General features: G+C 73.3%; 17 protein-coding genes and 1 riboswitch. Of the genes, 5 read left to right on the top strand and 12 right to left on the bottom strand.

Annotated elements, in window-relative coordinates:
• Window positions 1-527: 527 nt before the first annotated feature.
• Window positions 528-1,559, top strand: a complete 1,032-nt coding sequence (sepH, locus tag ACFWAR_RS18315) for a septation protein SepH (protein WP_385778273.1) — start codon at window positions 528-530, stop codon at window positions 1,557-1,559.
• Between the two features lie 204 nt (window positions 1,560-1,763).
• On the opposite strand, the gene ACFWAR_RS18310 is transcribed toward sepH, so the two are convergent.
• Window positions 1,764-2,630 (bottom strand): sulfurtransferase, encoded by an 867-nt coding sequence (locus ACFWAR_RS18310; RefSeq protein WP_385778271.1) that lies wholly within the window; start codon window positions 2,628-2,630, stop codon window positions 1,764-1,766.
• 183 nt (window positions 2,631-2,813) lie between these two features.
• Here ACFWAR_RS18310 and ACFWAR_RS18305 point away from each other — a divergent pair, with 183 nt between their 5' ends.
• Complete coding sequence (locus ACFWAR_RS18305; RefSeq protein WP_385778269.1) at window positions 2,814-3,602, top strand: VOC family protein; 789 nt, start codon at window positions 2,814-2,816, stop codon at window positions 3,600-3,602.
• Here the strand turns inward: ACFWAR_RS18305 and ACFWAR_RS18300 are convergent.
• From ACFWAR_RS18300 to ACFWAR_RS18280, 5 genes are all read right to left on the bottom strand, one after another.
• Window positions 3,568-4,428: a hypothetical protein gene (locus ACFWAR_RS18300; RefSeq protein WP_385778267.1), complete on the bottom strand. Its 861-nt coding sequence runs from the start codon at window positions 4,426-4,428 to the stop codon at window positions 3,568-3,570. The genes ACFWAR_RS18305 and ACFWAR_RS18300 overlap by 35 nt on opposite strands.
• A 123-nt stretch (window positions 4,429-4,551) precedes the next feature.
• Window positions 4,552-5,202: a thymidine kinase gene (locus ACFWAR_RS18295; RefSeq protein ID WP_385778265.1), complete on the bottom strand. Its 651-nt coding sequence runs from the start codon at window positions 5,200-5,202 to the stop codon at window positions 4,552-4,554.
• Window positions 5,203-5,284: 82 nt separating this feature from the next.
• Entirely contained in the window at window positions 5,285-6,490 is a 1,206-nt protein-coding gene (locus tag ACFWAR_RS18290) for an alkaline phosphatase family protein (protein WP_385778263.1), read from the bottom strand.
• Entirely contained in the window at window positions 6,490-7,098 is a 609-nt protein-coding gene (locus ACFWAR_RS18285; RefSeq protein ID WP_354381428.1) for a DUF5998 family protein, read from the bottom strand. Before ACFWAR_RS18285 ends, ACFWAR_RS18290 begins: the two co-directional genes overlap by 1 nt.
• 59 nt (window positions 7,099-7,157) lie before the next feature.
• On the bottom strand, window positions 7,158-10,031 hold the full coding sequence (locus ACFWAR_RS18280; RefSeq protein WP_385778260.1) for a GNAT family N-acetyltransferase: 2,874 nt from the start codon (window positions 10,029-10,031) through the stop codon (window positions 7,158-7,160).
• 244 nt (window positions 10,032-10,275) lie between these two features.
• Here ACFWAR_RS18280 and ACFWAR_RS18275 point away from each other — a divergent pair, with 244 nt between their 5' ends.
• Window positions 10,276-10,557 (top strand): HPr family phosphocarrier protein, encoded by a 282-nt coding sequence (locus ACFWAR_RS18275; RefSeq protein WP_351049747.1) that lies wholly within the window; start codon window positions 10,276-10,278, stop codon window positions 10,555-10,557.
• A gap of 168 nt (window positions 10,558-10,725) precedes the next feature.
• On the opposite strand, the gene ACFWAR_RS18270 is transcribed toward ACFWAR_RS18275, so the two are convergent.
• From ACFWAR_RS18270 to ACFWAR_RS18255, 4 genes are all read right to left on the bottom strand, one after another.
• Entirely contained in the window at window positions 10,726-11,391 is a 666-nt protein-coding gene (locus ACFWAR_RS18270) for a GntR family transcriptional regulator (protein ID WP_385778258.1), read from the bottom strand.
• A 187-nt stretch (window positions 11,392-11,578) separates the two neighbouring features.
• Window positions 11,579-12,382 carry a M23 family metallopeptidase gene (locus ACFWAR_RS18265; protein WP_385778256.1) on the bottom strand — a complete coding sequence of 268 codons (804 nt, stop codon included), beginning with the start codon at window positions 12,380-12,382 and terminating at the stop codon, window positions 11,579-11,581.
• Between the two features lie 12 nt (window positions 12,383-12,394).
• Window positions 12,395-12,551: riboswitch (cyclic di-AMP (ydaO/yuaA leader) on the bottom strand.
• 225 nt (window positions 12,552-12,776) lie between these two features.
• The gene (locus ACFWAR_RS18260) at window positions 12,777-14,144 is read right to left on the bottom strand and encodes a M16 family metallopeptidase (RefSeq protein ID WP_385778306.1); all 1,368 of its coding nucleotides are present in this window, start codon (window positions 14,142-14,144) and stop codon (window positions 12,777-12,779) included.
• Between the two features lie 20 nt (window positions 14,145-14,164).
• Window positions 14,165-15,517 carry a M16 family metallopeptidase gene (locus ACFWAR_RS18255; protein WP_385778253.1) on the bottom strand — a complete coding sequence of 451 codons (1,353 nt, stop codon included), beginning with the start codon at window positions 15,515-15,517 and terminating at the stop codon, window positions 14,165-14,167.
• A 186-nt stretch (window positions 15,518-15,703) separates the two neighbouring features.
• Between ACFWAR_RS18255 and ACFWAR_RS18250 the strand changes: the two genes are divergently transcribed.
• Window positions 15,704-18,163, top strand: coding sequence for a DNA topoisomerase (ATP-hydrolyzing) subunit A (locus ACFWAR_RS18250; RefSeq protein WP_385778251.1), 2,460 nt, complete (start codon window positions 15,704-15,706; stop codon window positions 18,161-18,163).
• 42 nt (window positions 18,164-18,205) lie between these two features.
• Here the strand turns inward: ACFWAR_RS18250 and ACFWAR_RS18245 are convergent, their stop codons facing one another.
• The gene (locus tag ACFWAR_RS18245; protein WP_385778249.1) at window positions 18,206-19,309 is read right to left on the bottom strand and encodes a CobW family GTP-binding protein; all 1,104 of its coding nucleotides are present in this window, start codon (window positions 19,307-19,309) and stop codon (window positions 18,206-18,208) included.
• 24 nt (window positions 19,310-19,333) lie between these two features.
• The gene (locus ACFWAR_RS18240; protein WP_385778247.1) at window positions 19,334-20,527 is read right to left on the bottom strand and encodes a citrate synthase/methylcitrate synthase; all 1,194 of its coding nucleotides are present in this window, start codon (window positions 20,525-20,527) and stop codon (window positions 19,334-19,336) included.
• A gap of 70 nt (window positions 20,528-20,597) precedes the next feature.
• Between ACFWAR_RS18240 and ACFWAR_RS18235 the strand changes: the two genes are divergently transcribed.
• Window positions 20,598-21,860 (top strand): citrate synthase, encoded by a 1,263-nt coding sequence (locus ACFWAR_RS18235; protein ID WP_385778245.1) that lies wholly within the window; start codon window positions 20,598-20,600, stop codon window positions 21,858-21,860.
• Window positions 21,861-21,867 lie beyond the last annotated feature (7 nt).

The following is a 21,867-nucleotide window of genomic DNA, read 5'->3' as shown; positions in this document are numbered from 1 at the left end:
CCCATCCTCTGCGTGCCCGGACCCCGTCCGTTTCGGTGCTTCCAGCAGTTACTGACACCCGAGCGAAACGGATAGTTCCATTTCTGGTGATTCTGTGAAGCAAGACACCTGAAAACGGACGGAGGTCCAGGCACGTACGGAAGTACGGCCTTTCAACTGCCCCCGCCCTGGACAAGTTCGGCGGCGCGGCGGTCCACCCGCATGGCCCGAATGGAGTACTGTGGCGAGCCCTGGGGCCGTCCTTCCTTTCGGATGTCCGGACTCGGGAGAGGGGGCCGGCTGGTGCAGAATCGGCGCTCGAAACCGGCAATGCCACGGAATCTCACGGATTCCTGATGCGCAGAGTGACTGACCGGTCACTGTGTGTGGCCAACAGGTAACCGTGCCATGACGGCGATCAAGGGCGCATGCCCGACACGCCGGATGAACTCGGCAAGGTTGTGGCAGGCTGCACCCGGGCAGGCCACACTCGACTAGCGGAAGCAGCGACGCACGTGACGTCGGCAGGCACCACCCGGGAGGTCCCCATGCCCGAACTGCGTGTCGTGGCCGTCTCCAATGACGGCACACGACTGGTGCTCAAAGCTGCGGACAGCACGGAGTACACCCTTCCGATCGATGAGCGGCTGCGGGCAGCCGTGCGCAACGACCGCGCGCGCCTGAACCAGATCGAGATCGAGGTGGAGAGCCACCTCCGCCCCCGCGACATCCAGGCCCGGATACGAGCCGGTGCCTCCGCGGAGGAGGTCGCTCAACTCGCGGGCATCCCGGTCGACCGGGTGCGCCGCTTCGAGGGCCCCGTGCTCGCGGAGCGCGCGTTCATGGCCGAGCGGGCCCGGAAGACCCCCGTGCGACGTCCCGGCGAGAACACCGGACCCCAGCTCGGCGAGGCCGTGCAGGAGCGGCTGACGCTGCGCGGGGCCGACAAGGATTCCGTCCAGTGGGACTCCTGGCGCCGCGACGACGGCACCTGGGAGGTCCTGCTGGTCTACCGGGTCGCGGCCGAACCGCACTCCGCGAGCTGGAGCTACGATCCCCCGCGCCGCCTGGTCGTGGCCGTGGACGACGAGGCCCGCTCCCTGATCGGCGAGTCGGACGACCTGCCGGCGACGCCGGAGCCGAGCTTCCCCTTCGTGCCGAGGATCGCGCGGCTGCCGCGGGACCGGCCGCTGGACCGCGCGCTGGACCGGCAGCTGGAGCGGCCCGCGCCGCCGCCCCCGCCGGAGCCGGAGGAGGAGCGGGACTCGCTCACCAGTCTGTTGGAGGCGGTGCCGAGCTTCCGGGGCGACCTGGTCGTCCCGGAGCGTCCCTCCGCCGTCGAGCCGCCGGAGCCGGACGAGCCGGTGGCGGAGCAACCGCCCGCCGCCTCGGCGAGCACGGGTGCGGGGGCCGCGTACGCGGATGTCCTGATGCCGCGGACCGTGGCGGGACACCGGGACCGGCTGACGGGCACGACGGACCGTCAGGCGGAGGCCGACGGCGTCCGCCCCGGCCGCCGCGCCGCCGTCCCGAGCTGGGACGAAATCGTCTTCGGCACCCGCCGCAAGAAGCAGGAGTAACCCCGCCCCCACCGCCGGTGGGGCTTGACCGGGCAGTCCCCGTCCAAGCCCCACCGGCGGCACCCCGCACACGGCGCAGGCGCACCCAATCAAGCCCCGCCGGCGCTTGAGGCGCCGTCGGAGGCACCCCCGCGCACAACGCGGGCGCACCCGACCGGGCCGCGGCGGCGATCGAGGCGGGGACCGGGAGCGTCCTGTCGGGGGCTACTGGGGGGTCGGGCCCGTGGCCACCGGGCGGGCCGGGTCGGCGGACCACTGCGACCAGCTGCCCGCGTACAGCGCGGCCCCGATCCCCGCCACCTCCAGCGCCAGCACCTCGTGCGCCCCGGACACCCCCGACCCGCAGTAGACGCCGACCGCCACCCCCTCCTCGGCCGCACCCAACCCCGCGAACCGCGCCCGCAACGCGTCCGCCGCCAGGAACAGCCCGTCCGCCCCCACGTTCTCGGAGGTCGGCGCCGACAGCGCCCCCGGAATGTGCCCCCCGACCCGGTCGATCGGCTCGACGTCACCCCGGTAGCGCTCCCCCGCCCGCGCATCCAGCAGCACTCCGGCCCTGGCCAACGCCGCCGCCCCGTCGGCGTCCAGCAGCCCCGGCCCGCCCTCCGCACCCGGGTTTGGCTTGAAATCACCCTCGATCGGCGCCGACTCCTCGGCCGTCACCGCACCCCCGGCCGCCGTCCACGCGCCCAGTCCCCCGTCCAGGACCCGGACGTCCCCGTGACCCGTCCAGCGCAACAGCCACCACGCACGGGCGGCGGCCCAGCCCTGACCCCCGTCGTACACGACCACCGGCGTCCCGGCCGAGACCCCGGCCCGCCGCATCACCGCTCCGAAGGCCTCCGGATCCGGAAGCGGGTGCCGCCCGCCCGACCCCGCGGGACCTGCGAGTTCTTGATCGAGATCGACGTACACCGCACCGGTCAGGTGCACGGACGCGTAGGCGTCGCGCAGCCGGGGGCCACCGAGCTGCCACCGCACGTCGAGGAGGACCGGCGGCCGGCCCCCCGCCAGTTCGGCCATCAATGCGGACGCGGAGAGGATCGCGGAGTTCACGGGCTTCACAGTCATGCGGGCCATCCTCCTCCCCACCCGGTCGGCCCACGTAACAAGCCGGACATCGACGGGCCGTGGTGTTTCGGTCATCTCTGTCGCAGCACCCGGAAAAGCGGCCCGGTCGGGGCGCGCGAGCGTGCCGCGGGTGGAAACATCAGCCCCGAGACGGGGCGCGGTACGACGGAGGAGAAACCTGACATGACCGAGGCAGCGGGAGCGACGCGGCGCACTCCCGGCACACCGTGCTGGGTGAGCCTGATGGTGCACAGCCTCGGAACCACCGAGGACTTCTACGCCGACCTGTTCGGCTGGGAGTACGCCCCGGGTCCGGCTCAGCTCGGACCGTACGTCCGGGCGCTGCTGGACGGCCACGAGGTGGCGGGCATGGGCGAGATGCCGCCGGACCGTCAGCTCCCGGTGGCCTGGACGACGTACCTCGCCACGGACGACGCCGACGCGACGGCGGAGGCCATCCGCGCCTGTGGCGGCACCGTCGCGGTCGGGCCGCTCGACGCGGGCGCCGCCGGACGGGTCGCGATCTGCTCGGACCCGGCGGGCGCGATCTTCGGCATCTGGCAGGCCGAGGGCCACATGGGCGCCGGTACGGCCGGTGGCCCCGGTACGCCGATGTGGAACGAGCTGATCACGCAGGAGACGCTGACCGTCGGCAAGTTCTACGAGACGGTGTTCGGGCACGACGGCGAGGCGGCGGACGAGCCCGACCTCGACCGCCTGACCCTGCACCTGCACGGACGGCCGGTCGCCTCGGTGCACGGCGTCGGCCGTGCGCTGCCCCACGAGCGCGGCGCGCACTGGATGACCTTCTTCGAGGTCGCCGACCCCGACGCGGCCACGGCGCGGGTCGTGGAGCTGGGCGGCCGGGTGCTCGACGCCCCGCACGACGCCCCGCTCGGCCGACTCGCGCTGGTGGCGGACCCGGAGGGCGCGGTCTTCAGCCTCGTCCGGCGGGGCGCGTCCGCGGGCTGACCCCGGGCGCGGTCCGTCCCAGGGCCGCGCGCAGGGTGATCCCGTACCGCACCCGCAGGCGGCGCAACTCCCAGCCGGACAGCGCGGTCACCGACAGCGGCGGCCCGAGCAGGAAGAGGATCCGGACCGGGACCGGGGCGTCGACGGGCCCGTCCTCGAAGACCTGTACGATCGCCAGCCCCCACACCAGGACGGGGGAGATCAGCGGCGGCAGCACCTCGTGGACGTCGGCCGTGCGGAAGGCGTGGTGCACGGCGAGCGCGGCCGACGCGAGCGTGAAGGGGAAGGAGAAGAGCGCGACGAACCCGAGGATCGGGGCCAGCAGCATGCCGAGCGCACCGGCCCCGAACATCGTGTTCGTCAGGCCCTGTTGGAGCACTCCGGCCCAGAACGCCAGGGCGCTGGCGAGGAGTACGCCCAGCGAGATCAGCGGCCCGCGCAGCCTGCGCCGGTAGAAGGCCGGGCCGGGCGGCCGCGCCGAGAACACGAACGCACCGATCATGAGCGGGGCGAGCACCAGCAACAGGCCGGTGCTGATGACCAGTTCGACCAGCCGGTCCTCCAACAGGCCCTTGGCCGAACCCTTGACCGGGTAGGACCAGAGCAGCCAGAAGGTGGCGAACAGCCCGATGAGCGAACGGGCTATCTGGGCCCGCTCGATGGCGGGGTCCACGAGCCGGTCGGGTCGCGTGGGCCGGTGGACCCGCCCCGCGAGGTGGAAGGGAAGCAGCAGGAAGCCGACGCACCCCCGCCGCCGCCCGTCGCCCCCGCCCCGGCCGCCCCCGGCTCTGCCGCCGTAACCGTTCCCGCCCGTGTACGCGCTCACGCGTCGCCCCCCATGCCGTGATGATCACCGCATGATAGGTCGGCCGCGAGCGCCCTCCACCGCCGCGCCTGCTCCGCGGGACCGGACGTCTCGCGGCACGGCGGAAGCGTCAGGACCGACAGGTCAGGGCTGGGGCACCGGGAGGACGTCCGGGGAGAGCGCGCCGACCTGGGCCGCGGCGCTCGTCATGCGGCGCCGGTGGTGGCGGCGGCAGAGGACCTCGTAGCCGATCTCCCCGGCCGGGCGGTTCACGTCCCCGACGACGACCTGGGCCCCTTCGACCACCATCTCACCGGCGACCGTGCGGGCGTTGTGCGTGGCGCGCGCCCCGCACCAGCACAGGGCCTCCACCTGGAGCTGCTCGACGCGGTCCGCCAGCTCGATGAGCCGCTGCGAGCCGGGGAAGAGCTTGGTCCGGAAGTCCGTGGTGATGCCGAAGGCGAAGACGTCCATGTCGAGGTCGTCGACGATCCGGGCCAGCTGGTCGATCTGCTCCGGCGCCAGGAACTGGGCCTCGTCCACGATCACGTAGTCCGCCTTGCCGCCCTTGGAGAGGCGGGCGACCACGTAGGCGTACAGGTCCATGCCCTCGGAGGCCTCGACCGCCGCCGTCACCAGCCCGAGGCGGGAGGACAGCTTGCCCTCGCCCGCGCGGTCGTCGCGCGTGAAGATCACGCCCTGGAGCCCCCGGGCCGAACGGTTGTGCCCGATCTGGAGCGCCAGCGTGCTCTTCCCGCAGTCCATGGTTCCGGAGAAAAAAGCCAGCTCGGGCATGCGAAGTACGGGACCTTTCGAGATCGGGAAGACGGGAGGGCGGGCGGGAGCCGTGGCGCGGTGGCCCGGAGGGCCGGGGCCGCTAGGGCGTACGCACTTCGAGCAGCGGGACGAGCTGCTCGGCCGCGGTCATCGAACCGTGCATGCCCGCGAGTGCGGACTCGTTCGGCTCGGTCCGGGACGCGGTGATGGCGACCTGCGCGTGCGCCGCGGCGACGACGTCCCCGATCCGCCCGAGCACCCGCTCGTCGCAGGATCCGGGAGCGCCGAACCAGCCCAGCTCCAGCGCCTCCTCGCGGCTCGCGATCCAGAACCGGTCGCCGAGCACCTCGCGCCACACGGTCAGCACGTCGGCCTGCGCGCCCGGAACGGCGTACACGTGCCGGGCCCGGCCCTCGCCGCCGAGCAGGGCCACGCCCGCGCCCAGCTCCCAGTCCTCGTCGTAGTCGATGCGCGCGTCCTCGTCGAAGGGGATGTCGACCATCCCGTGGTCGGCGGTGACGTAGAGCGCGGAGCGCGGCGGGAGCTGCTCGGCCAGGCGCTGGACGAGCCGGTCGACGTACATCAGCTGGCCGCGCCAGGCGTCGGAGTCGACCCCGAAGCGGTGCCCGGCGCCGTCCAGTTCGCTGTAGTACGTGTAGACGAGCGAGCGGTCGCCGGCGGCCAGCCGCAGGGCCGCGAGGTCCATCCGGTCCTCGCCGGTGATCCGGCCGTGGAAGCTGCCGCCGCTCAGCGCGATCTTGGTGAGCGGGGTGTGCTGGAAGTCCGGGGAGGACACCTGCGAGGTGGCGACCCCGGCGGCGTCGGCCAGCTGGAAGACGGTCGGGTACGGCTGCCAGGTCTTCGGCTGGGTCCAGGGCTTCCAGCGCAGCTGGTTCATCAGCTCGCCGGTCGCCGGGTTGCGCACGGCGTAGCCCGGCAGGCCGTGCACGGCGGGCGGCAGCCCGGTGCCGACGGAGGCCAGCGAGGTCGCGGTGGTCGCCGGGAAGCCCGCGGTGATCGGGCGGCCGGTGCCGCCGCGCGAGCTGCCGAGGAGCGAGGTCAGGAAAGGGGCCTCGGCGGGGTGGGCCTTGATCTGCTCCCAGCCGAGCCCGTCGATCAGGAACACGCAGTTGCGGTCGGCGGGGGTCAGCTCGGCGATCCCCGCGGTGAGCCCGGGCACCCCCTGGCCGGCGGCCAGGGTCGGCAGCAGATCGGCGAGCGAACCGCTGCCGTACTGCGGAACGGGCGCGCCGGAGAGGTCCAGCAGCTCCGGCTCCTGCCAGTTCTGCTGTGCGGAGTACGTCATCAGCGGGCGGCCTGGGTGGTCGTGGCCGCGGTGGCCTCGCTGAGCGCCTGCGCGAAGGCGAGGGTCTGGCGCACGGCCTCGGGGCCGTCACCCGCTTCGCTGACCCGCAGGCTGAGGTCGTCGGCGGTGGAATTGCCGGTGTAGCCGTGGTCGGAGTCGCAGTTGGGGTCGCCGCAGGCGGCGGGCTCCAGGTCGATCCGGGAGACCGCACCCCACCCGATGGTCAGGACGACCTCGCGGGGCAGCGTGCCCGGGGTGTAGGACTCCGGGTTGGCGACGACGCGGCTGAGCACCACGGAGGAGATCCCGGCGACCTTGACCGACTCGGTCGAGGTGGTCGCGTACGGGGACGGGGACCCGGCGTCGGCGGCCTGCTCGTCGGTGTGGCTCACGATGAACCGGTTGCCGGTCAGGACGAGGACGGTGACGTGCCGACGGACCTCGTTGGAGTCGAAGGTGGTCTCCTGGTGGACCAGGTACGACGAGATCGGCTCGCCGCCCACGGCGGCCTCCACCGCCTCGGCCACGAGGGCCGGGTAGTAGCCGCTGCGCTCGATCGCCGCGCGCAGCCCCTGGGTCGTCGTACCGGATTTCGCCATGAGGTCCATCCTAAGGCCCGTACGGGGCACCTCGGCCTGCCCGGGCGGGTCCACTGGCCGACCGGGGCCTAGTAACTGGGAAGGGTGCGCGGCCCGAGGTCCGTGCGGGCGGGGGGACGGGCGATGCGGAGGGTGGCGCTGAGGACGGAGAGGCCCTCGGTGGCGACCACGACCGGTTCCAGGAAGACCCCGACCACCTCGGGGTGGTCGTCGACCAGCCGGGACAGCCTCAGCAGCAGTTCTTCGAGCGCCGCGGTGTCCACGGGGTCGCTGCCGCGCCAGCCGAAGAGGAGCGGGGCGGTCCGGATCGACCGGATCAGCTCGGCGGCGTCCCGGTCGGTCGCGGGGACCAGGCGGTGGGCGGTGTCGCCGAGGAGTTCGGAGGCGACCCCGGCCAGCCCGAAGGAGAGGACGGCGCCCGCGCCGGGGTCGACGACGGCCCGGACGACCGTGTCCACCCCGCGCGGCGCCATGGCCTGGACGACCGGCAGCAGCTCGGCGGGGCTGCCGAGGGCCTCGGTCAGCTCGTCGTAGGACCGGCGCAGCTCGGCCTCGGTGGTCAGGTCCAGCCGTACGCCGCCCAGGTCGGCACGGTGGCGCAGGTGCGGGGCGGTGGTCTTGAGCACCACGGGGTAGCCGAGCGCGCGGGCGGCGGCCGCGGCGGCGTCGGGGGTGGGTGCGGGGAGGGTGGGCCGTACGCGGATCCCGTAGCGGGCGAGCAGCTCCCGGGCCGCGTCGTCGGGCAGGGTCAGCGCGGCGTCGCCCGTGGTCTTGGCGAGGAGGTCGGCCAGCTGGTCGGCGGCGCCGGTCTCGTCGATGTCGTCGAACTCGGGCACGCGGCCGGGGTCGGCGGTGTCCCGGCGCCAGTGCGCGTAGCGGACGGCCTCGGCGAGCGCCCGCACCGCCCGCTCGGCGGCGGGATAAGCCGGCACCCGCCCCCTGCCCGACGAACCGGCTCCCGGGACCACGAATCCAGCCCCGCCGGCGTTTGAGGCGGAGGGCTCAGCCCCGCCCGCGCCGAACCCAGCCCCGCCGGCGTTCGAGGCGAAGGGCTCAGCCCCCGCGGCGCTTGAGCGGACGACGGTCGGGGAAGCCGGCCGCAGGCTCGTGGCCGCGGACAACGCCTCCGCCAACGCCCCCAGCTCCACGTGCACCACGGCCACCGGCTTGCCCGGAACCTCCCGCACCGCCTCCCGGATCGCCACCGCGAGCCCGTCCGTCAGGTCCTGGCGCCCGACGGCCGGGATCGCGGTGACGATCACCGCGTCGTTCGCGTCGGCGGCCAAGGCCGTCACCAGCGCCACCCGGAAGTCCTCCGGGGTCGCCTCCGTCGTGAGGTCCAGCTGGGGCCACGGCCGCAGCCCCTCGGTCAGGCAGGCGTCGTACGTCAGGACGCCCAACGATTCGGAGTTCCCGAGGATCGCCACCCGCGGCCCGCCCGGCAGCGGCTGCGACCCGAGCAGCAGGCCCACGTCCACCAGCTCGGTCACCGTGTCCACCCGGATCACCCCGGCCTGGCGCAGCAGCGCCGAGACGGTGGCGTCGGGCAGCCGGGTGCCGGGGACCGCGTGGCCCGCCGGGGTGACCCCGCTGTGGCGGCCGCCCCTGGCCACGACCACCGGCTTCACGGCCGCCGTGCGCCGGGCGATGCGGGTGAACTTGCGCGGGTTGCCGAGGGTCTCGAGGTACATCAGGGCGACGTCGGTGGCCGGGTCGTCGTACCAGTACTGGAGGATGTCGTTGCCCGAGACGTCCGCCCGGTTGCCCGCCGAGACGAAGGAGGACAGGCTCTCGCCGCGCCGCAGCAGCCCGGCGAGGAGGGCGATGCCGATGGCTCCGGACTGGGTGAACAGGCCGATCCGGCCGACCTCGGGGGTCGGCGCGGGGGCCAGCGAGGCGTTGAGCCGGACGTCCGGCGCGGTGTTGATCACGCCGAAGGCGTTGGGGCCGACGATCCGCATGCCGTAGGTGCGCGCCTGGCGCACCAGTTCGCGCTGGCGCTCCAGCCCCACGGGCCCGCTCTCGCCGTAGCCCGCGGAGAGCACCACCAGTCCCTGCACCCCGTGCTCGCCGCAGTCCGCGACCGCTTCCGGGACCTGCTCGGCGGGGACCGCCAGCACCGCGAGGTCGACGGGCTCGCCGATGGCGCCGAGGGTGCGGTGCGCCCGTACGCCGAGCAGGGTGTCGGAGGTCACCGCCCGGTTGATCGCGTAGAGCGGTCCGTCGAAGCCGCTGTCGCGGAGGTTGCGCAGGGCGGCGGCGCCCACGCCGGTACCGGTGCGGCTGGCGCCGACGACGGCGACGGAGCGGGGGGCGAGGAGGCGCTGCACGGAGCGGGCCTCGGCGCGCTGCTCGCGGGCGCGCTGGACCGCGAGCGACTCCGCGGTCGGTTCGAGGTCGAGGGTGAGGTGGACCGAGCCGTCCTCGAAGGATCGCTTCTGCTCGTAGCCGACCTCTTTGAAGACCTTGATCATCTTGACGTTGGCGGGCAGCACCTCGGCGGCGAAGCGGCGGATCCCGCGTTCGCGCGCGACCGCGCCGATGTGTTCGAGGAGCGCCGAGGCGACGCCGCGGCCCTGGTGGGCGTCCTGGACGAGGAAGGCGACCTCGGCCTCGTCGGCGGGCCCGGAGGCGGGGCGGCCGTCGGAGCCGATCCGGTCGAAGCGGACGGTCGCGATGAACTCGCCGCCGACCGTGGCCGCGAGGCCGACCCGGTCCACGTAGTCGTGGTGGGTGAAGCGGTGCACGTCCTTGGCGGACAGGCGGGGGTGGGGGGCGAAGAACCGGTAGTACTTCGACTCGTCCGAGACCTGCTCGTAGAAGCTGACCAGGCGGTCCGCGTCCTCGGTGGTGATGGGCCGGATCCGGGCGGTGCCGCCGTCGCGCAGCACGACGTCCGCTTCCCAGTGGGCCGGGTACGAGGGGTCCGACGCGGTGGTCATGGGGTCACCCTAGGGCCTGTCCCGGGCGGACGGGGGGCGGGCCGGCGCCGGGGGCGCACCGGGGCTGCGCCGAGGGCGCATCGGCCGGGCCGCGTGCGCGCGGCGCATTAGGCGGGCCGGGGCAAATCAGTGCAAGCTGGGGAGGGTCGAACGGCAGGCTGATTGGGGTCGAAGGTCGGCCGAAGCATTCGGAGTGCCGTGAGAGACTGGTCTAGACAACCGTAAGAACCTGAAGGGCATCACCATGGCAGAGCGCCGCGTCAACGTCGGCTGGGCCGAGGGCCTGCACGCTCGTCCCGCCTCGATCTTCGTCCGGGCGACGACCGCTTCCGGCGTCCCGGTGACGATCTCCAAGGCCGACGGCAACCCGGTCAACGCCGCGTCCATGCTCGCGGTTCTGGGCCTGGGCGCCCAGGGCGGCGAGGAGATCATCCTCGCGTCCGACGCCGAGGGTGCGGACGCCGCGCTCGACCGCCTGGCGAAGCTGGTCGCCGAGGGCCTCGAGGAGCTCCCCGAGACCGTCTGACCCCCGGGTCCGACCCCACGCACCACACACGGCGGAGCCGTGGCCCCCGCATTCCGGGAGCCACGGCTCCGCTGCTTTTCGGCGGGGTGCGCAATTCTCCGTACCGGAAATAGCGGGCCGCATTCGACCGCGGGAATATCCTCCCCCGTCCTTCCTATACGGGAATTGTTAAAGCCGGCTGCTCGCCGTGTTTACGGCAGGTTGCGAAGTCCTCACGCGCAGCCGGTGCGCTCCCGCCGCCCGTCCGGTGTGCGCCGCGGTGAGCGCGCGCGCCCGCTCCGCGTCGCCGCGCGCCACCGCGTCCACGATCGCGCCGTGCTCCGCCCAGGAGTCCACGGGCCGCGCCGGGGCGTCCACGGCGTACATCCAGGTGATCTTGTGCCGCATCTGGGTCAGCAGCGCGATCAGACCGGGGCTGTCGGAGGCCTGGGTGAGCGTCTCGTGGAACCACCCCCCGAGCGCCCGCAGATCCTCCCCCTGGCCCCTCCTGGCCCGTTCCTGGCCCAATCTGACCAGCCCGCGCAGCACCTTGAGGTGCGCCTCGCTGCGCCGCCGGGCGGCCCGGGCCGCCGCGAGGGGCTCCAGCAGCGTGCGGACCTCCAGGAGGTCGGCCGCCTCCTGCGCGGTCGGCTCGGCGACGCAGGCGCCCGCGTGCCGGCGCGTGGTGACGAAGCCCTCGGACTCCAGGGTGCGCAGGGCCTCGCGGACGGGGACGCGGGAGACTCCGTAGCGGCGGGCGAGCAGCTCCTCGGTGAGCCGCGCGCCCGGGCCGAAGACCCCGGAGACGATGTCGTCGCGGATCGCCGTACATACCGCGTGCGCGGGAATTCGCAAGACCGGACCTCCACCGAATGCCGTTTCCGCAGACTCCATTTCGCGACTCTATTGCAACACGCGATATTTTCCGAGGACGGATGGAAATGAGCGGCCGGTGGACGATCCCCGTCACGCGCTCCGCGCACGACACGAAGGCCCCGGCTCGGTGAGCCGGGGCCTTCGGGGAGCTGCTGTGCGGGCGGGGTCAGATCGCGACGCCGCGGGCCCGCAGGTAGGCGATCGGGTTGATGTCCGAGCCGTACGACGGGCCGGTGCGGGCCTCGAAGTGCAGGTGCGCGCCGCTGACGTTGCCGGTGTCGCCCGAGAGGCCGATCTGCTGTCCGGCGGTGACCTGCTCGCCGGCCGAGACGCTGAGGCTGGAGAGGTGCGCGTACTGGGTGTACGTACCGTCGTTGTGCTTGATGACGATGTTGTTGCCGTACGCGCCGCCGTTGCCGGCCTCGACGATGACGCCCGCACCCACGGCGCGGACGACGTTGCCCACGCCCGCGTGGAAGTCGATGCCGGTGTGGCTGCCGGAGGACCACATGCTGCCGCCCGCACCGTACTGGGTGCTGACGTAGGAGCCCTCGATCGGCGTCACGAAGGTGTTGAGGCGCTTGCGCTCCTCTTCGCGGTCCGCGCGCTCCTTGGCCTCGCGCTCGGCCTTGGCCTTCGCCTCGGCCATCCGACGGGCCTCGGCGGCCTTCGTCTTGGCCTCGGCCTCGGCCTGCGCCTTGAGGGCGGCCGTGTCGGCGGCGTTGCGCTGGGCGTCGGCCTGCGCCTCGATGTCGCCGGAGAGGTCGTCGGCGACGACGACGGCCTTCATGCCGGAGTCCTGGGGAACGCTGCTGCTGTGGTTGTCCGCGGCGAAGGCCGGGGCAGCGAGGGTGGCCGCGACGCCGGTGGCGGCGAGGGCGGCTATACCGGCGACGCCTGCGGTCTTCCGGCTCAGACGGCTGGAACCACGGTGCTTGCCGGAGGAGGCACGACTGCTGCCGAACGCCATGAAGAGGTTGATCCTTTCCTTCCCTCTCGCCTACCGGGTTAGCTGACGGGTTCGGAGCAGGAAGGTCTCCTACGGGCCCCCTCTTGCGAGGTGGTCCGATTCACCCCAGGGACTGTGGGTCCCCGGCTCCCCAGGCTCGCGCCTGACGGGGACTCGGCGATCGCTGTCCGGTGCCGCGAGTGCGGCTGTGACAACTGACGGACAGCACGGCCGACGCTAGGCGGATCATCAGGCAATCACCAAACACACGAGCCCCATTGTTACCTACATCACGCGACATAGAAGCAACCTCTCCACCAAACGGACAAAAGGGGTTCCGGTGGACGAGCCACCGAAACCCCTTGCGGAACGCCGTCAGTTCACGTCCCGTTCGCCCTGTAAGGCCCGTTCGGCCTCAGTTGGCGACGACGCTCACGTCGCCGATGCCGAGTGCGCGCACCGGCTCCTCGATCTGCGCGGCGTCACCGACGAGCACCGTGACGAGCCGGTCCACCGGGAAGGCGTTGACGACGGCCGAGGTGGCCTCCACCGTGCCCGTCTCGGCCAGCCGCGCGTACAACTGCGCCTGGTAGTCGTCCGGCAGCTCCTGCTCGACCTGGTCGGCCAGGGTGCCGGCGACGGACGCGGCCGTCTCGAACTTGAGCGGCGCCACGCCCACCAGGTTCTGCACCGCCACGTCGCGCTCGGCGTCGGTCAGTCCGCCCTCCGCGAGGGTGCGCAGCACCTTCCAGAGGTCGTCCAGCGCCGGACCCGTGTTCGGGGTGTCCACCGAACCGCTGATGGCGAGCATCGAGGCACCGGTGCCGTCCGCGGTGGACCGCAGCACCTGACCGAAGGCGCGCACGCCGTAGGTGTAGCCCTTCTCCTCGCGCAGGACCTTGTCCAGACGGGAGGTCAGGGTGCCGCCCAGGCAGTACGTGCCGAGCACCTGGGCCGCCCAGACCCGGTCGTGCCGGTCCGCGCCGATCCGCCCGATCAGCAGCTGCGTCTGGACCGCGCCCGGCCGGTCCACGATGACCACGCGGCCCGTGTCGTCCGCGGTGATCGCCGGCACCGGGAGCGGTTCGGCCGTGCCGCCCGTCCAGGTGCCCAGGGTGTCGGCCAGGACGGCGTCCAGGTCGATGCCGGTCAGGTCGCCGACCACCACCGCGGTGGCCGTCGCCGGGCGCACGTGGGCCTCGTAGAAGCCGCGCACGGCCGCGGAGTCGATCCGGGCCACCGTCTCCTCGGTGCCCTGGCGCGGGCGGGACATCCGCAGCGTGGCCGGGAACAGCTCCTGGGAGAGCTGCTTGGCGGCGCGGCGCTGCGGGTTGGCCAGCTCGTGCGGGATCTCGTCGAGCCGGTTGCGCACCAGGCGGTCGACCTCGCTGTCCGCGAAGGCGGGGGCGCGCAGCGCCTCGGCGAGCAGCGCCAGGGCCTTGGCCAGCCGGGAGGCCGGGACCTCCAGGGAGACCCGGATGCCCGGGTGGTCGGCGTGCGCGTCGAGGGTGGCGCCGCAGCGCTCCAGCTCGGCCGCGAACTCCTCGGCGGAGTGCTTGTCGGTGCCCTCGGAGAGCGCGCGGGCCATGATGGTGGCCACGCCGTCCAGGCCGGCCGGTTCGGCGTCCAGCGGGGCCGCGAGGTTGATCTCGACGGCCACCACCTGCTGGCCGGGCCGGTGGCACCGCAGCACGGTCAGGCCGGTGGCCAGCGCGCCGCGCTCGGGGGCCGGGAAGGCCCACGGCTTGGCCTCGCCGGGCTGCGGCTGGGGGTGGAAGGTCATCGTGACGGCTGCGGTGTCGCTCACTGCTCCGCCCCTTCGGTCTCGTCGTTCTCGGCGGCTTCCTCGGCGTCCTCGGCCGCGAGCGGCTCGTAGACGAGCACCGCGCGGTTGTCCGGGCGCAGTCGGGCCGCGGCCACGGCCTGCACCTCCTCGGCGGTGATGTCGAGGACGCGGCCGACGGCGGTGAGCGCCAGCTGCGGGTCGCCGAAGAGCACCGCGAAGCGGCACAGTTCGTCGGCGCGGCCGGCCACCGTGCTCAGCCGGTCCAGCCATTCGCGCTCCAGCTGGGCCTGCGCGCGCTCCATCTCCTCGGCCGTCGGGCCCTCGGCGGCGAACCGCGCGAGCTCCTCGTCGACGGCGGCCTCGATGTCGGGCACCTCGACCCCGCCGGAGGTCTTGACGTCCAGCCAGCCGAGCGAGGGGGCACCGGCCAGGCGCAGCATGCCGAATCCGGCCGCCACGGCGCTCTGGTCGCGGCGGACCAGGCGGTTGTGCAGCCGCGAGGACTCGCCGCCGCCCAGGATGGTCAGGGCCACGTCGGCCGCGTCGCAGTCGCGGGTGCCGTCGTGCGGGAGGCGGTAGGCGGCCATCAGCGCGCGGGCCGGGACCTGCTCGACGATCTCCTCGCGCAGCTGGCCGCCCATGGTGTCGGGCAGCGAGCCGTCGCGCGGCGGCTGCTTGCCGTCGTGCGCGGGGATGCTGCCGAAGTACTTCTCGACCCAGGCCAGCGTCTGCTCGGGGTCGATGTCCCCGACGACCGACAGCACCGCGTTGTTGGGCGCGTAGTAGGTGCGGAAGAAGGTCCGCGCGTCCTCCAGGGAGGCCGCGTCCAGGTCGGCCATCGAGCCGATCGGGGTGTGGTGGTACGGGTGGCCCTCGGGGTAGGCGAGCGCGGTCAGCCGCTCGAACGCCGTGCCGTAGGGGACGTTGTCGTAGCGCTGGCGGCGCTCGTTCTTGACGACGTCGCGCTGGTTCTCCATGGACTCGTCGTCCAGGGCGGCCAGCAGCGAGCCCATCCGGTCCGCCTCCAGCCACAGCGCGAGTTCCAGCTGGTGGGTCGGCATCGTCTCGAAATAGTTGGTGCGCTCGAAGCTGGTGGTGCCGTTGAGCGAACCGCCCGCGCCCTGCACCAGCTCGAAGTGGCCGTTGCCGGACACGCTCTTCGAACCCTGGAACATCAGGTGCTCGAAGAGGTGAGCCAGCCCGGTGCGGCCCTTGACTTCGTGGCGCGAACCGACGTCGTACCAGAGGCAGACCGCGGCGACCGGGGTCAGGTGGTCCTCGGAGAGCACCACGCGCAGGCCGTTGGCCAGGCGGTGCTCGGTCGCTGTCAGGCCGCCGGAGCCGGCCTGAGCTGTGGCCGTGTGACCCATGGGCATGTGGTCCCTTCGATCGCGATGTAGAGAATTCCGTCAGACCTGTCACTGTATGCAAGCGCGTCGGCCCCTGGAGAAGTTCCCGGGTCACTCCTGGGTCGGAGTCGGCGTTGTCGGAGCCTCGGGCCACAATGGTCCGCGTCAGACACAGCACCCATCACATGGTTAAGGAGCCGCGCAGCGATGGCCCGCCGCAGCACGAAGACCCCGCCGCCGGAGGATTTCGAGGAGAAGATCCTCGACATCGACGTCGTCGACGAAATGCAGGGCTCCTTCCTCGAGTACGCGTACTCGGTGATCTACTCCCGCGCCCTGCCCGACGCCCGGGACGGCATGAAGCCGGTGCACCGCCGCATCGTCTACCAGATGAACGAGATGGGGCTGCGCCCCGATCGCGGGTACGTGAAGTGCGCCCGCGTCGTCGGCGAGGTGATGGGCAAGCTCCACCCGCACGGTGACGCGTCGATCTACGACGCCCTCGTGCGCATGGCCCAGCCCTTCTCGATGCGCCTGCCGCTGGTCGACGGCCACGGCAACTTCGGTTCCCTCGGCAACGACGACCCGCCCGCCGCCATGCGGTACACCGAGTCGAAGATGGCCGACGCCGCCTCGCTCATGACGGAGTCGATCGACGAGGACACCGTCGACTTCACCCCGAACTACGACGGCCAGGAGCTCGAACCGGCGGTACTGCCGGCCGCGTACCCGAACCTGCTGGTCAACGGCGCGTCCGGGATCGCGGTGGGCATGGCCACCAACATGCCCCCGCACAACGTGGGCGAGGTCATCGCCGCCGCCCGGCACCTGATCCGCTACCCGGAGGCGGACCTGGAGGCGCTGATGCGCTTCGTCCCGGGTCCGGACCTGCCGACCGGCGGCCGGATCGTGGGCCTGTCCGGCATCAAGGACGCCTACGAGAACGGGCGCGGCACCTTCCGGATCCGCGCGACGGTCTCCGTGGACAACGTGACGGCCCGCCGCAAGGGCCTGGTCGTCACGGAACTGCCGTTCTCGGTCGGCCCCGAGAAGGTCATCGCGAAGATCAAGGACCTGGTCGGCTCGAAGAAGCTCCAGGGCATCGCCGACGTGAAGGACCTCACGGACCGCTCGCACGGCCTGCGCCTGGTCATCGAGATCAAGAACGGCTTCCACCCCGAGGCCGTGCTGGAGCAGCTGTACAAGCTGACGCCGATGGAGGAGTCCTTCGGCATCAACAACGTCGCGCTGGTGGACGGTCAGCCGCTCACCCTCGGCCTCAAGGAGCTGCTGGAGGTCTACCTCGACCACCGCTTCGAGGTCGTGCGCCGCCGCAGCGAGTTCCGCCGCACCAAGCGGCGCGACCGGCTGCACCTGGTCGAGGGCCTGTTGGTGGCCCTCGTCGACATCGACGAGGTCATCCGGCTCATCCGCGACAGCGAGAACTCGGCGCAGGCCAAGGCCCGGCTGATCGAGCGGTTCTCGCTGAGCGAGGTCCAGACGCAGTACATCCTGGACACCCCGCTGCGCCGGCTCACCAAGTTCGACCGGCTGGAGCTGGAGACCGAGCAGGACCGCCTCAACGGCGAGATCGACGAGCTGACCGGGATCCTGGAGTCGGACACCGAGCTGCGCAAGCTGGTCTCCAACGAACTGGCGGCGGTCGCGAAGAAGTTCGGCACCGAGCGGCGCACGGTGCTGCTGGAGTCGGCGGGCTCGGCGGTCACGGCGGTTCCGCTGGAGGTCGCGGACGACCCGTGCCGGGTACTGCTGTCCTCGACCGGGCTGCTGGCCCGGACCGCCAACGGCGAGCCGCTCGCGGTCGCCGAGGACGGGGCGGCGCGGGCCAAGCACGACCTGATCGTCTCGCAGGTCGCGGCGACCGCGCGGGCCGACGTGGGCGTGGTCACCTCGTCCGGGCGGCTGCTGCGGCTCTCGGTGATCGACCTGCCGCAGCTGCCGGACACGCACGCGGCGCCGAACCTGGCGGGCGGGGCCCCGGTCGCGGAGTTCCTCTCCGGGCTGGAGGCCGACGAGAGCGTGGTCTGCCTGACCTCGCTGGACGAGTCCTCGCAGGGCCTGGCGCTGGGCACCGAACAGGGCGTGGTCAAGCGGGTCGTGCCGGACTACCCGGCCAACAAGGACGAGCTGGAGGTCATCACCCTCAAGGAGGGCGACCGGATCGTCGGCGCGGTCGAGCTGCGCACGGGCGAGGAGGACCTGGTCTTCATCACCGACGACGCCCAGCTGCTGCGCTACCCGGCGGGGCAGGTCCGTCCGCAGGGCCGCCCGGCGGGCGGCATGGCGGGCATCAAGCTCTCCGACAACGCCAAGGTGATCCACTTCTCGGCGGTGGACCCCGCCGCCGAGGGCGTGGTGTTCACGGTGGCCGGTTCGCACGGCACCTTGGACGATTCGGTGCAGTCGGGCAAGCTCACCCCCTTCGACCAGTACCCGCGCAAGGGCCGCGCCACCGGTGGTGTGCGCTGCCAGCGGTTCCTCAAGGGCGAGGACGTGCTGGTGCTGGCCTGGGCGGGCGGCAGCCCGGCCCGGGCGGCGGGGGCCAACGGCGCCCCGGCCGCGCTGCCGGAGCCGGACCCGCGCCGCGACGGCTCGGGCACCGCGCTGCCGGCGTCGGTGAGCGCGCTGGCCGGAGCGGTGCTGTAGCGGCGCGGTAGCGGCTCCGGGGCGGGGGTCCGCCCGATCGGGTCAGCCGATCGGGTCGGCCGGGTCCTGGCGGACGTAGCGCAGGACGCCCCACATGCTGTCGGCGGGGGCGTCCTGCGGGGCGCTCTCGCGGCAGGCCTCCAGCCCGCTCAGCAGGGCGGGCCCGTCGGTGCCGGAGCCGATGAGGACGAGCTGGGTGCGCCGGGGTTCGGCGCGGGCCCAGGGCAGCGGGGCGAAGCTCAGGAACCGGCCGACGGCGTGGACCTCGTACTTCTCCTCGTGGCCCGGTACACCGAAGTAGACGAAGCCCTTGATCCGGTAGAGCCCGGCGGGGCGGGCGTCGAGGAAGTCGATGAACCGGCGGGGCGAGAGCGCGTCGTCGGTGACGAACTCGGTCGTCTCGTAGTGCGTGTGCGCGTGCCCTGCGTGGTCGTCGTCCTCGCCGTGCTCCTCCGCGGCCCGGCCGAGCAGGTCCTCGAAGGAGAGCTGGCCGCGCGTCTCGGTCCAGGGGCGGCGGTCGAAGAGCAGCTCGGGGTCGATCCGGCCGTGGTCGGCCGCGACCAGCGGGATCCCCGGGCAGAGCCCGCCGAGCACGGACTCGATCCGGGCGCGCTCGGCGGCGTCGACCCGGTCGGTCTTGTTGAGCACCACGAGGTCGGCGACGGCGAGGTGGCGGTCGGTCTCCGGGTGGCGTCGGCGGGTCGCGTCGAATTCCGCGGCGTCCACGACCTCGACCATGCCGCCGTAGCGGACGTCCGGGTTCTCCCCGGCCACCAGCATCCGGATCAGCTCCTGGGGCTCGGCCAGGCCGCTCGCCTCGATGACGATCACGTCGATCCGGTGGGCGGGATCGGCGAGCTTGGCGAGGTACGCGTCCAGCTCGCTGCCGTCCACCGCGCAGCACAGGCAGCCCCCGCCGAGGGAGACCATCGAGTCGCCGACCTGCCCGGCGACCGACATCGCGTCGATCTCGATGGAGCCGAAGTCGTTGACGACCACCCCGATCCGGGTCCCCCCGCGGTGCGCGAGGAGGTGGTTGAGCAGGGTGGTCTTGCCGGATCCGAGGAATCCGGCGAGGACGACGACGGGGATGGGCCGCCCGGTCCGCCGGGGCCGGCGGCTCTGCTGGGTCTCGCTGGTGCTCATCCGGTCGATGGTAGGGCGTGCGCGTCAGTCGAGCGGGGGCACCGGCTGCGGCGGGGTCGGTCCGACGTAGCGGGCGGCGGGCCGGATGATCTTCGAGTCGGCGGCCTGTTCCAGCACGTTCGCGCTCCAGCCGACCACGCGCGCGGCGCAGAAGGTGGGGGTGAACATCTCGCGCGGCAGCCCGCACAGTTCCATGACCACACCGGCGTAGAACTCGACGTTGGTGTGGAGTTCGCGGCCGGGCTTCAACTCCGCGAGGATCTCCTCGACGTGCCGCTCGACCTCGACGGCGAAGTCGACGAGCGGGCCGCCGAACTGCCGGGCGATGTCGCGCAGCATCCGCGAACGCGGGTCCTCCGTGCGGTAGACGGGGTGGCCGAAGCCCATGATCCGCTCCCCCGCGAGGACCCGCTCGCGGATCCACGGGTCGATCCGGTCGGCGGTGCCGATCGCGTCGAGGGTGTCGAGGGCGCGGCTGGGGGCGCCGCCGTGCAGCGGGCCGGAGAGGGCGCCGATCGCGCCCGTCAGGCAGGCCACGACGTCGGCGCCGGTGGAGGCGATGACGCGGGCGGTGAAGGTCGAGGCGTTGAAGCCGTGGTCGACGGTGGAGATCAGGTACCGCTCGACCGCCCGGGCCCGGACCGGATCGGGCTCCTCGCCCGTCAGCATGTAGAGGTAGTTGGCGGCGTACGGGAGGTCGTCGCGCGGTTCGACCGGCTCCCGCCCCTGGCCGAGCCGGTGCAGCGCCGTGAGCAGGGTGGGTACGGCCGCGCAGGCGGCCAGCGCGTCGGCGGCCCGGCGCTCGGGGGCGAGGTCGTAGACCGGGCGGAAGCCGGCGGACGCGCCGAGCAGGGAGAGCGCGGTGCGCAGGCCCGCGAGGGGGCCGGAGAGCGCGGTGGCCCGGGCGAGGGCGGGCAGCGCGTCCCGGACGTCGGCGGGGAGGCGGCGCAGCGGGGCGAGTTCGGCGGTGAAGGCGGCGCGCCCGGCGGCGTCCGGCAGGGCGCCGCGGAACATCAGGTGCCAGACGTCCTCGAAGGTGCGGCTCGTGGCGAGGTCGACGGCCGAGTACTGGCGGTAGTGGTAGAAGCCCTCGCGCCCCCGGACGTCGCCGAGGGCGGTGTCCGTGACGACGACCCCGGCGAGTCCGCGGGGTACCTCGGCGAGGGTGGCCGCGGCCGCGGTGGCGGCCCCTGCGGCAGTGCTGACGTTGGTGTCCATGGATCGACCATCCATGATGGATCGAATCACTGTCAATATTGATCGGATCAATATATGTAGCCTGGGATCCATGGATCACGAAGCTCCCGACGCGCACCGGGGCGAAGAGCGGCGGCTCACCACCCGGCAGGCCGCCGAGCTGCTCGGGGTGAAACCCGCGACGGTGTACGCGTACGTCAGCCGCGGCCAGCTCACCAGCCGTCGCGACCCCGTGGGCCGCGGGAGCAGCTTCGCCGCGCAGGAGGTCGAGGAGCTGGCGCGCCGCACCCGCCGCGAGGCGGCGCTCCCCCAGGCCGCCGCCGGGGGCGAACTCGCCGTCCGCACCGCCATCACCCTGATCGAGGACGACCGCTACTGGTACCGCGGCGTCGACGCCACCGAGCTGGCCGCCCGGCACTCCTACGAGGAGGTCGCCGAGTGGCTCTGGACCGGCGTCCTGCGCCACGGGGTCCGGTTCGAGGCCCCGGCGCCGATGCTGGCCGCCGCGCGGCGGACGGTGGCGGCCCTGCCGGAGCACGCCGGGCCGCTGGACCGGCTGCGGGTGGCGGCGGCGGCCGCCGCCGTGGCGGACCCCTTGCGCTTCGACCTCTCCGAGGAGGCCGTGCTCGGCTCGGCCCGCTGCCTGATCCCGACGCTCGTCGGCGCCCTGCCGGTGGTCGGGCGGGCGCACCGCGGGACCGGCCCGCTCGCCTGGCAGCTGTGGAGCAGGCTGACCGCGCGGGAGGCCGATCCGGTGGCGCTGGACGTGCTCGATCTGGCGCTGGCCCTGCTCATCGACCACGACCTGGCCGCCTCGACCCTGGCGGTGCGGGTGGCCGCCTCGGCGCGGGCCCATCCGTACGCGGTGGTCTCGGCCGGACTCGGGGCGCTCGAGGGCCCGCTGCACGGAGCGGCCGGGCGGCTCGCGCACCGGATGCTGGTGGAGGTGGTCGAGCGGGGCGGGGCCGCGCCCGTCGTGGCCGACCACCTGCGGGCCGGCCGCCGGGTGCCGGGGCTCGGGCACCGGCTCTACCGGGGCGAGGACCCTCGGGCGACGGCGCTGTTCGCCCGGCTGACGGCGTTGCCGCAGGCCGGACCGGCGCTGGCGGCCGCCCGGGACGTGGTCGCCACGACGGCGGCCCGGCGCCCCGGGCTGCACGCCAACGTGGACCTGGCCCTGGCCGTCCTGACGGTGTCCTGCGGGATGCCGGCCGAGGCCGGGGAGAGCCTGTTCGCGGTGGCGCGCACGGCCGGCTGGATCGCGCACGCGCTGGAGGAGTACCAGGAGCGGCCGCTGCGGATGCGGCCGAGCGGGCTGTACCACGGACCCCGCCCGCCACGGCCGATGCCGTGACGGGCGG

The organism is Streptomyces sp. NPDC059917 (assembly GCF_042730635.1).
Taxonomy (GTDB): Bacteria; Actinomycetota; Actinomycetes; order Streptomycetales; family Streptomycetaceae; genus Streptomyces.
This window is presented reverse-complemented; position numbering and strand designations above follow the sequence as displayed.

Bases quoted from the DNA above. Each gene is read 5' to 3' on its own strand.
- sepH (WP_385778273.1), top strand. From the start codon at position 528: ATGCCCGAACTGCGTGTCGTGGCCGTCTCCAATGACGGCACACGACTG.
- ACFWAR_RS18310 (WP_385778271.1), bottom strand. From the start codon at position 2,630: ATGACTGTGAAGCCCGTGAACTCCGCGATCCTCTCCGCGTCCGCATTG.
- ACFWAR_RS18305 (WP_385778269.1), top strand. From the start codon at position 2,814: ATGACCGAGGCAGCGGGAGCGACGCGGCGCACTCCCGGCACACCGTGC.
- ACFWAR_RS18295 (WP_385778265.1), bottom strand. From the start codon at position 5,202: ATGCCCGAGCTGGCTTTTTTCTCCGGAACCATGGACTGCGGGAAGAGC.
- ACFWAR_RS18290 (WP_385778263.1), bottom strand. From the start codon at position 6,490: ATGACGTACTCCGCACAGCAGAACTGGCAGGAGCCGGAGCTGCTGGAC.
- ACFWAR_RS18285 (WP_354381428.1), bottom strand. From the start codon at position 7,098: ATGGACCTCATGGCGAAATCCGGTACGACGACCCAGGGGCTGCGCGCG.
- ACFWAR_RS18280 (WP_385778260.1), bottom strand. From the start codon at position 10,031: ATGACCACCGCGTCGGACCCCTCGTACCCGGCCCACTGGGAAGCGGAC.
- ACFWAR_RS18275 (WP_351049747.1), top strand. From the start codon at position 10,276: ATGGCAGAGCGCCGCGTCAACGTCGGCTGGGCCGAGGGCCTGCACGCT.
- ACFWAR_RS18265 (WP_385778256.1), bottom strand. From the start codon at position 12,382: ATGGCGTTCGGCAGCAGTCGTGCCTCCTCCGGCAAGCACCGTGGTTCC.
- ACFWAR_RS18260 (WP_385778306.1), bottom strand. From the start codon at position 14,144: ATGACCTTCCACCCCCAGCCGCAGCCCGGCGAGGCCAAGCCGTGGGCC.
- ACFWAR_RS18255 (WP_385778253.1), bottom strand. From the start codon at position 15,517: ATGGGTCACACGGCCACAGCTCAGGCCGGCTCCGGCGGCCTGACAGCG.
- ACFWAR_RS18250 (WP_385778251.1), top strand. From the start codon at position 15,704: ATGGCCCGCCGCAGCACGAAGACCCCGCCGCCGGAGGATTTCGAGGAG.
- ACFWAR_RS18245 (WP_385778249.1), bottom strand. From the start codon at position 19,309: ATGAGCACCAGCGAGACCCAGCAGAGCCGCCGGCCCCGGCGGACCGGG.
- ACFWAR_RS18240 (WP_385778247.1), bottom strand. From the start codon at position 20,527: ATGGACACCAACGTCAGCACTGCCGCAGGGGCCGCCACCGCGGCCGCG.
- ACFWAR_RS18235 (WP_385778245.1), top strand. From the start codon at position 20,598: ATGGATCACGAAGCTCCCGACGCGCACCGGGGCGAAGAGCGGCGGCTC.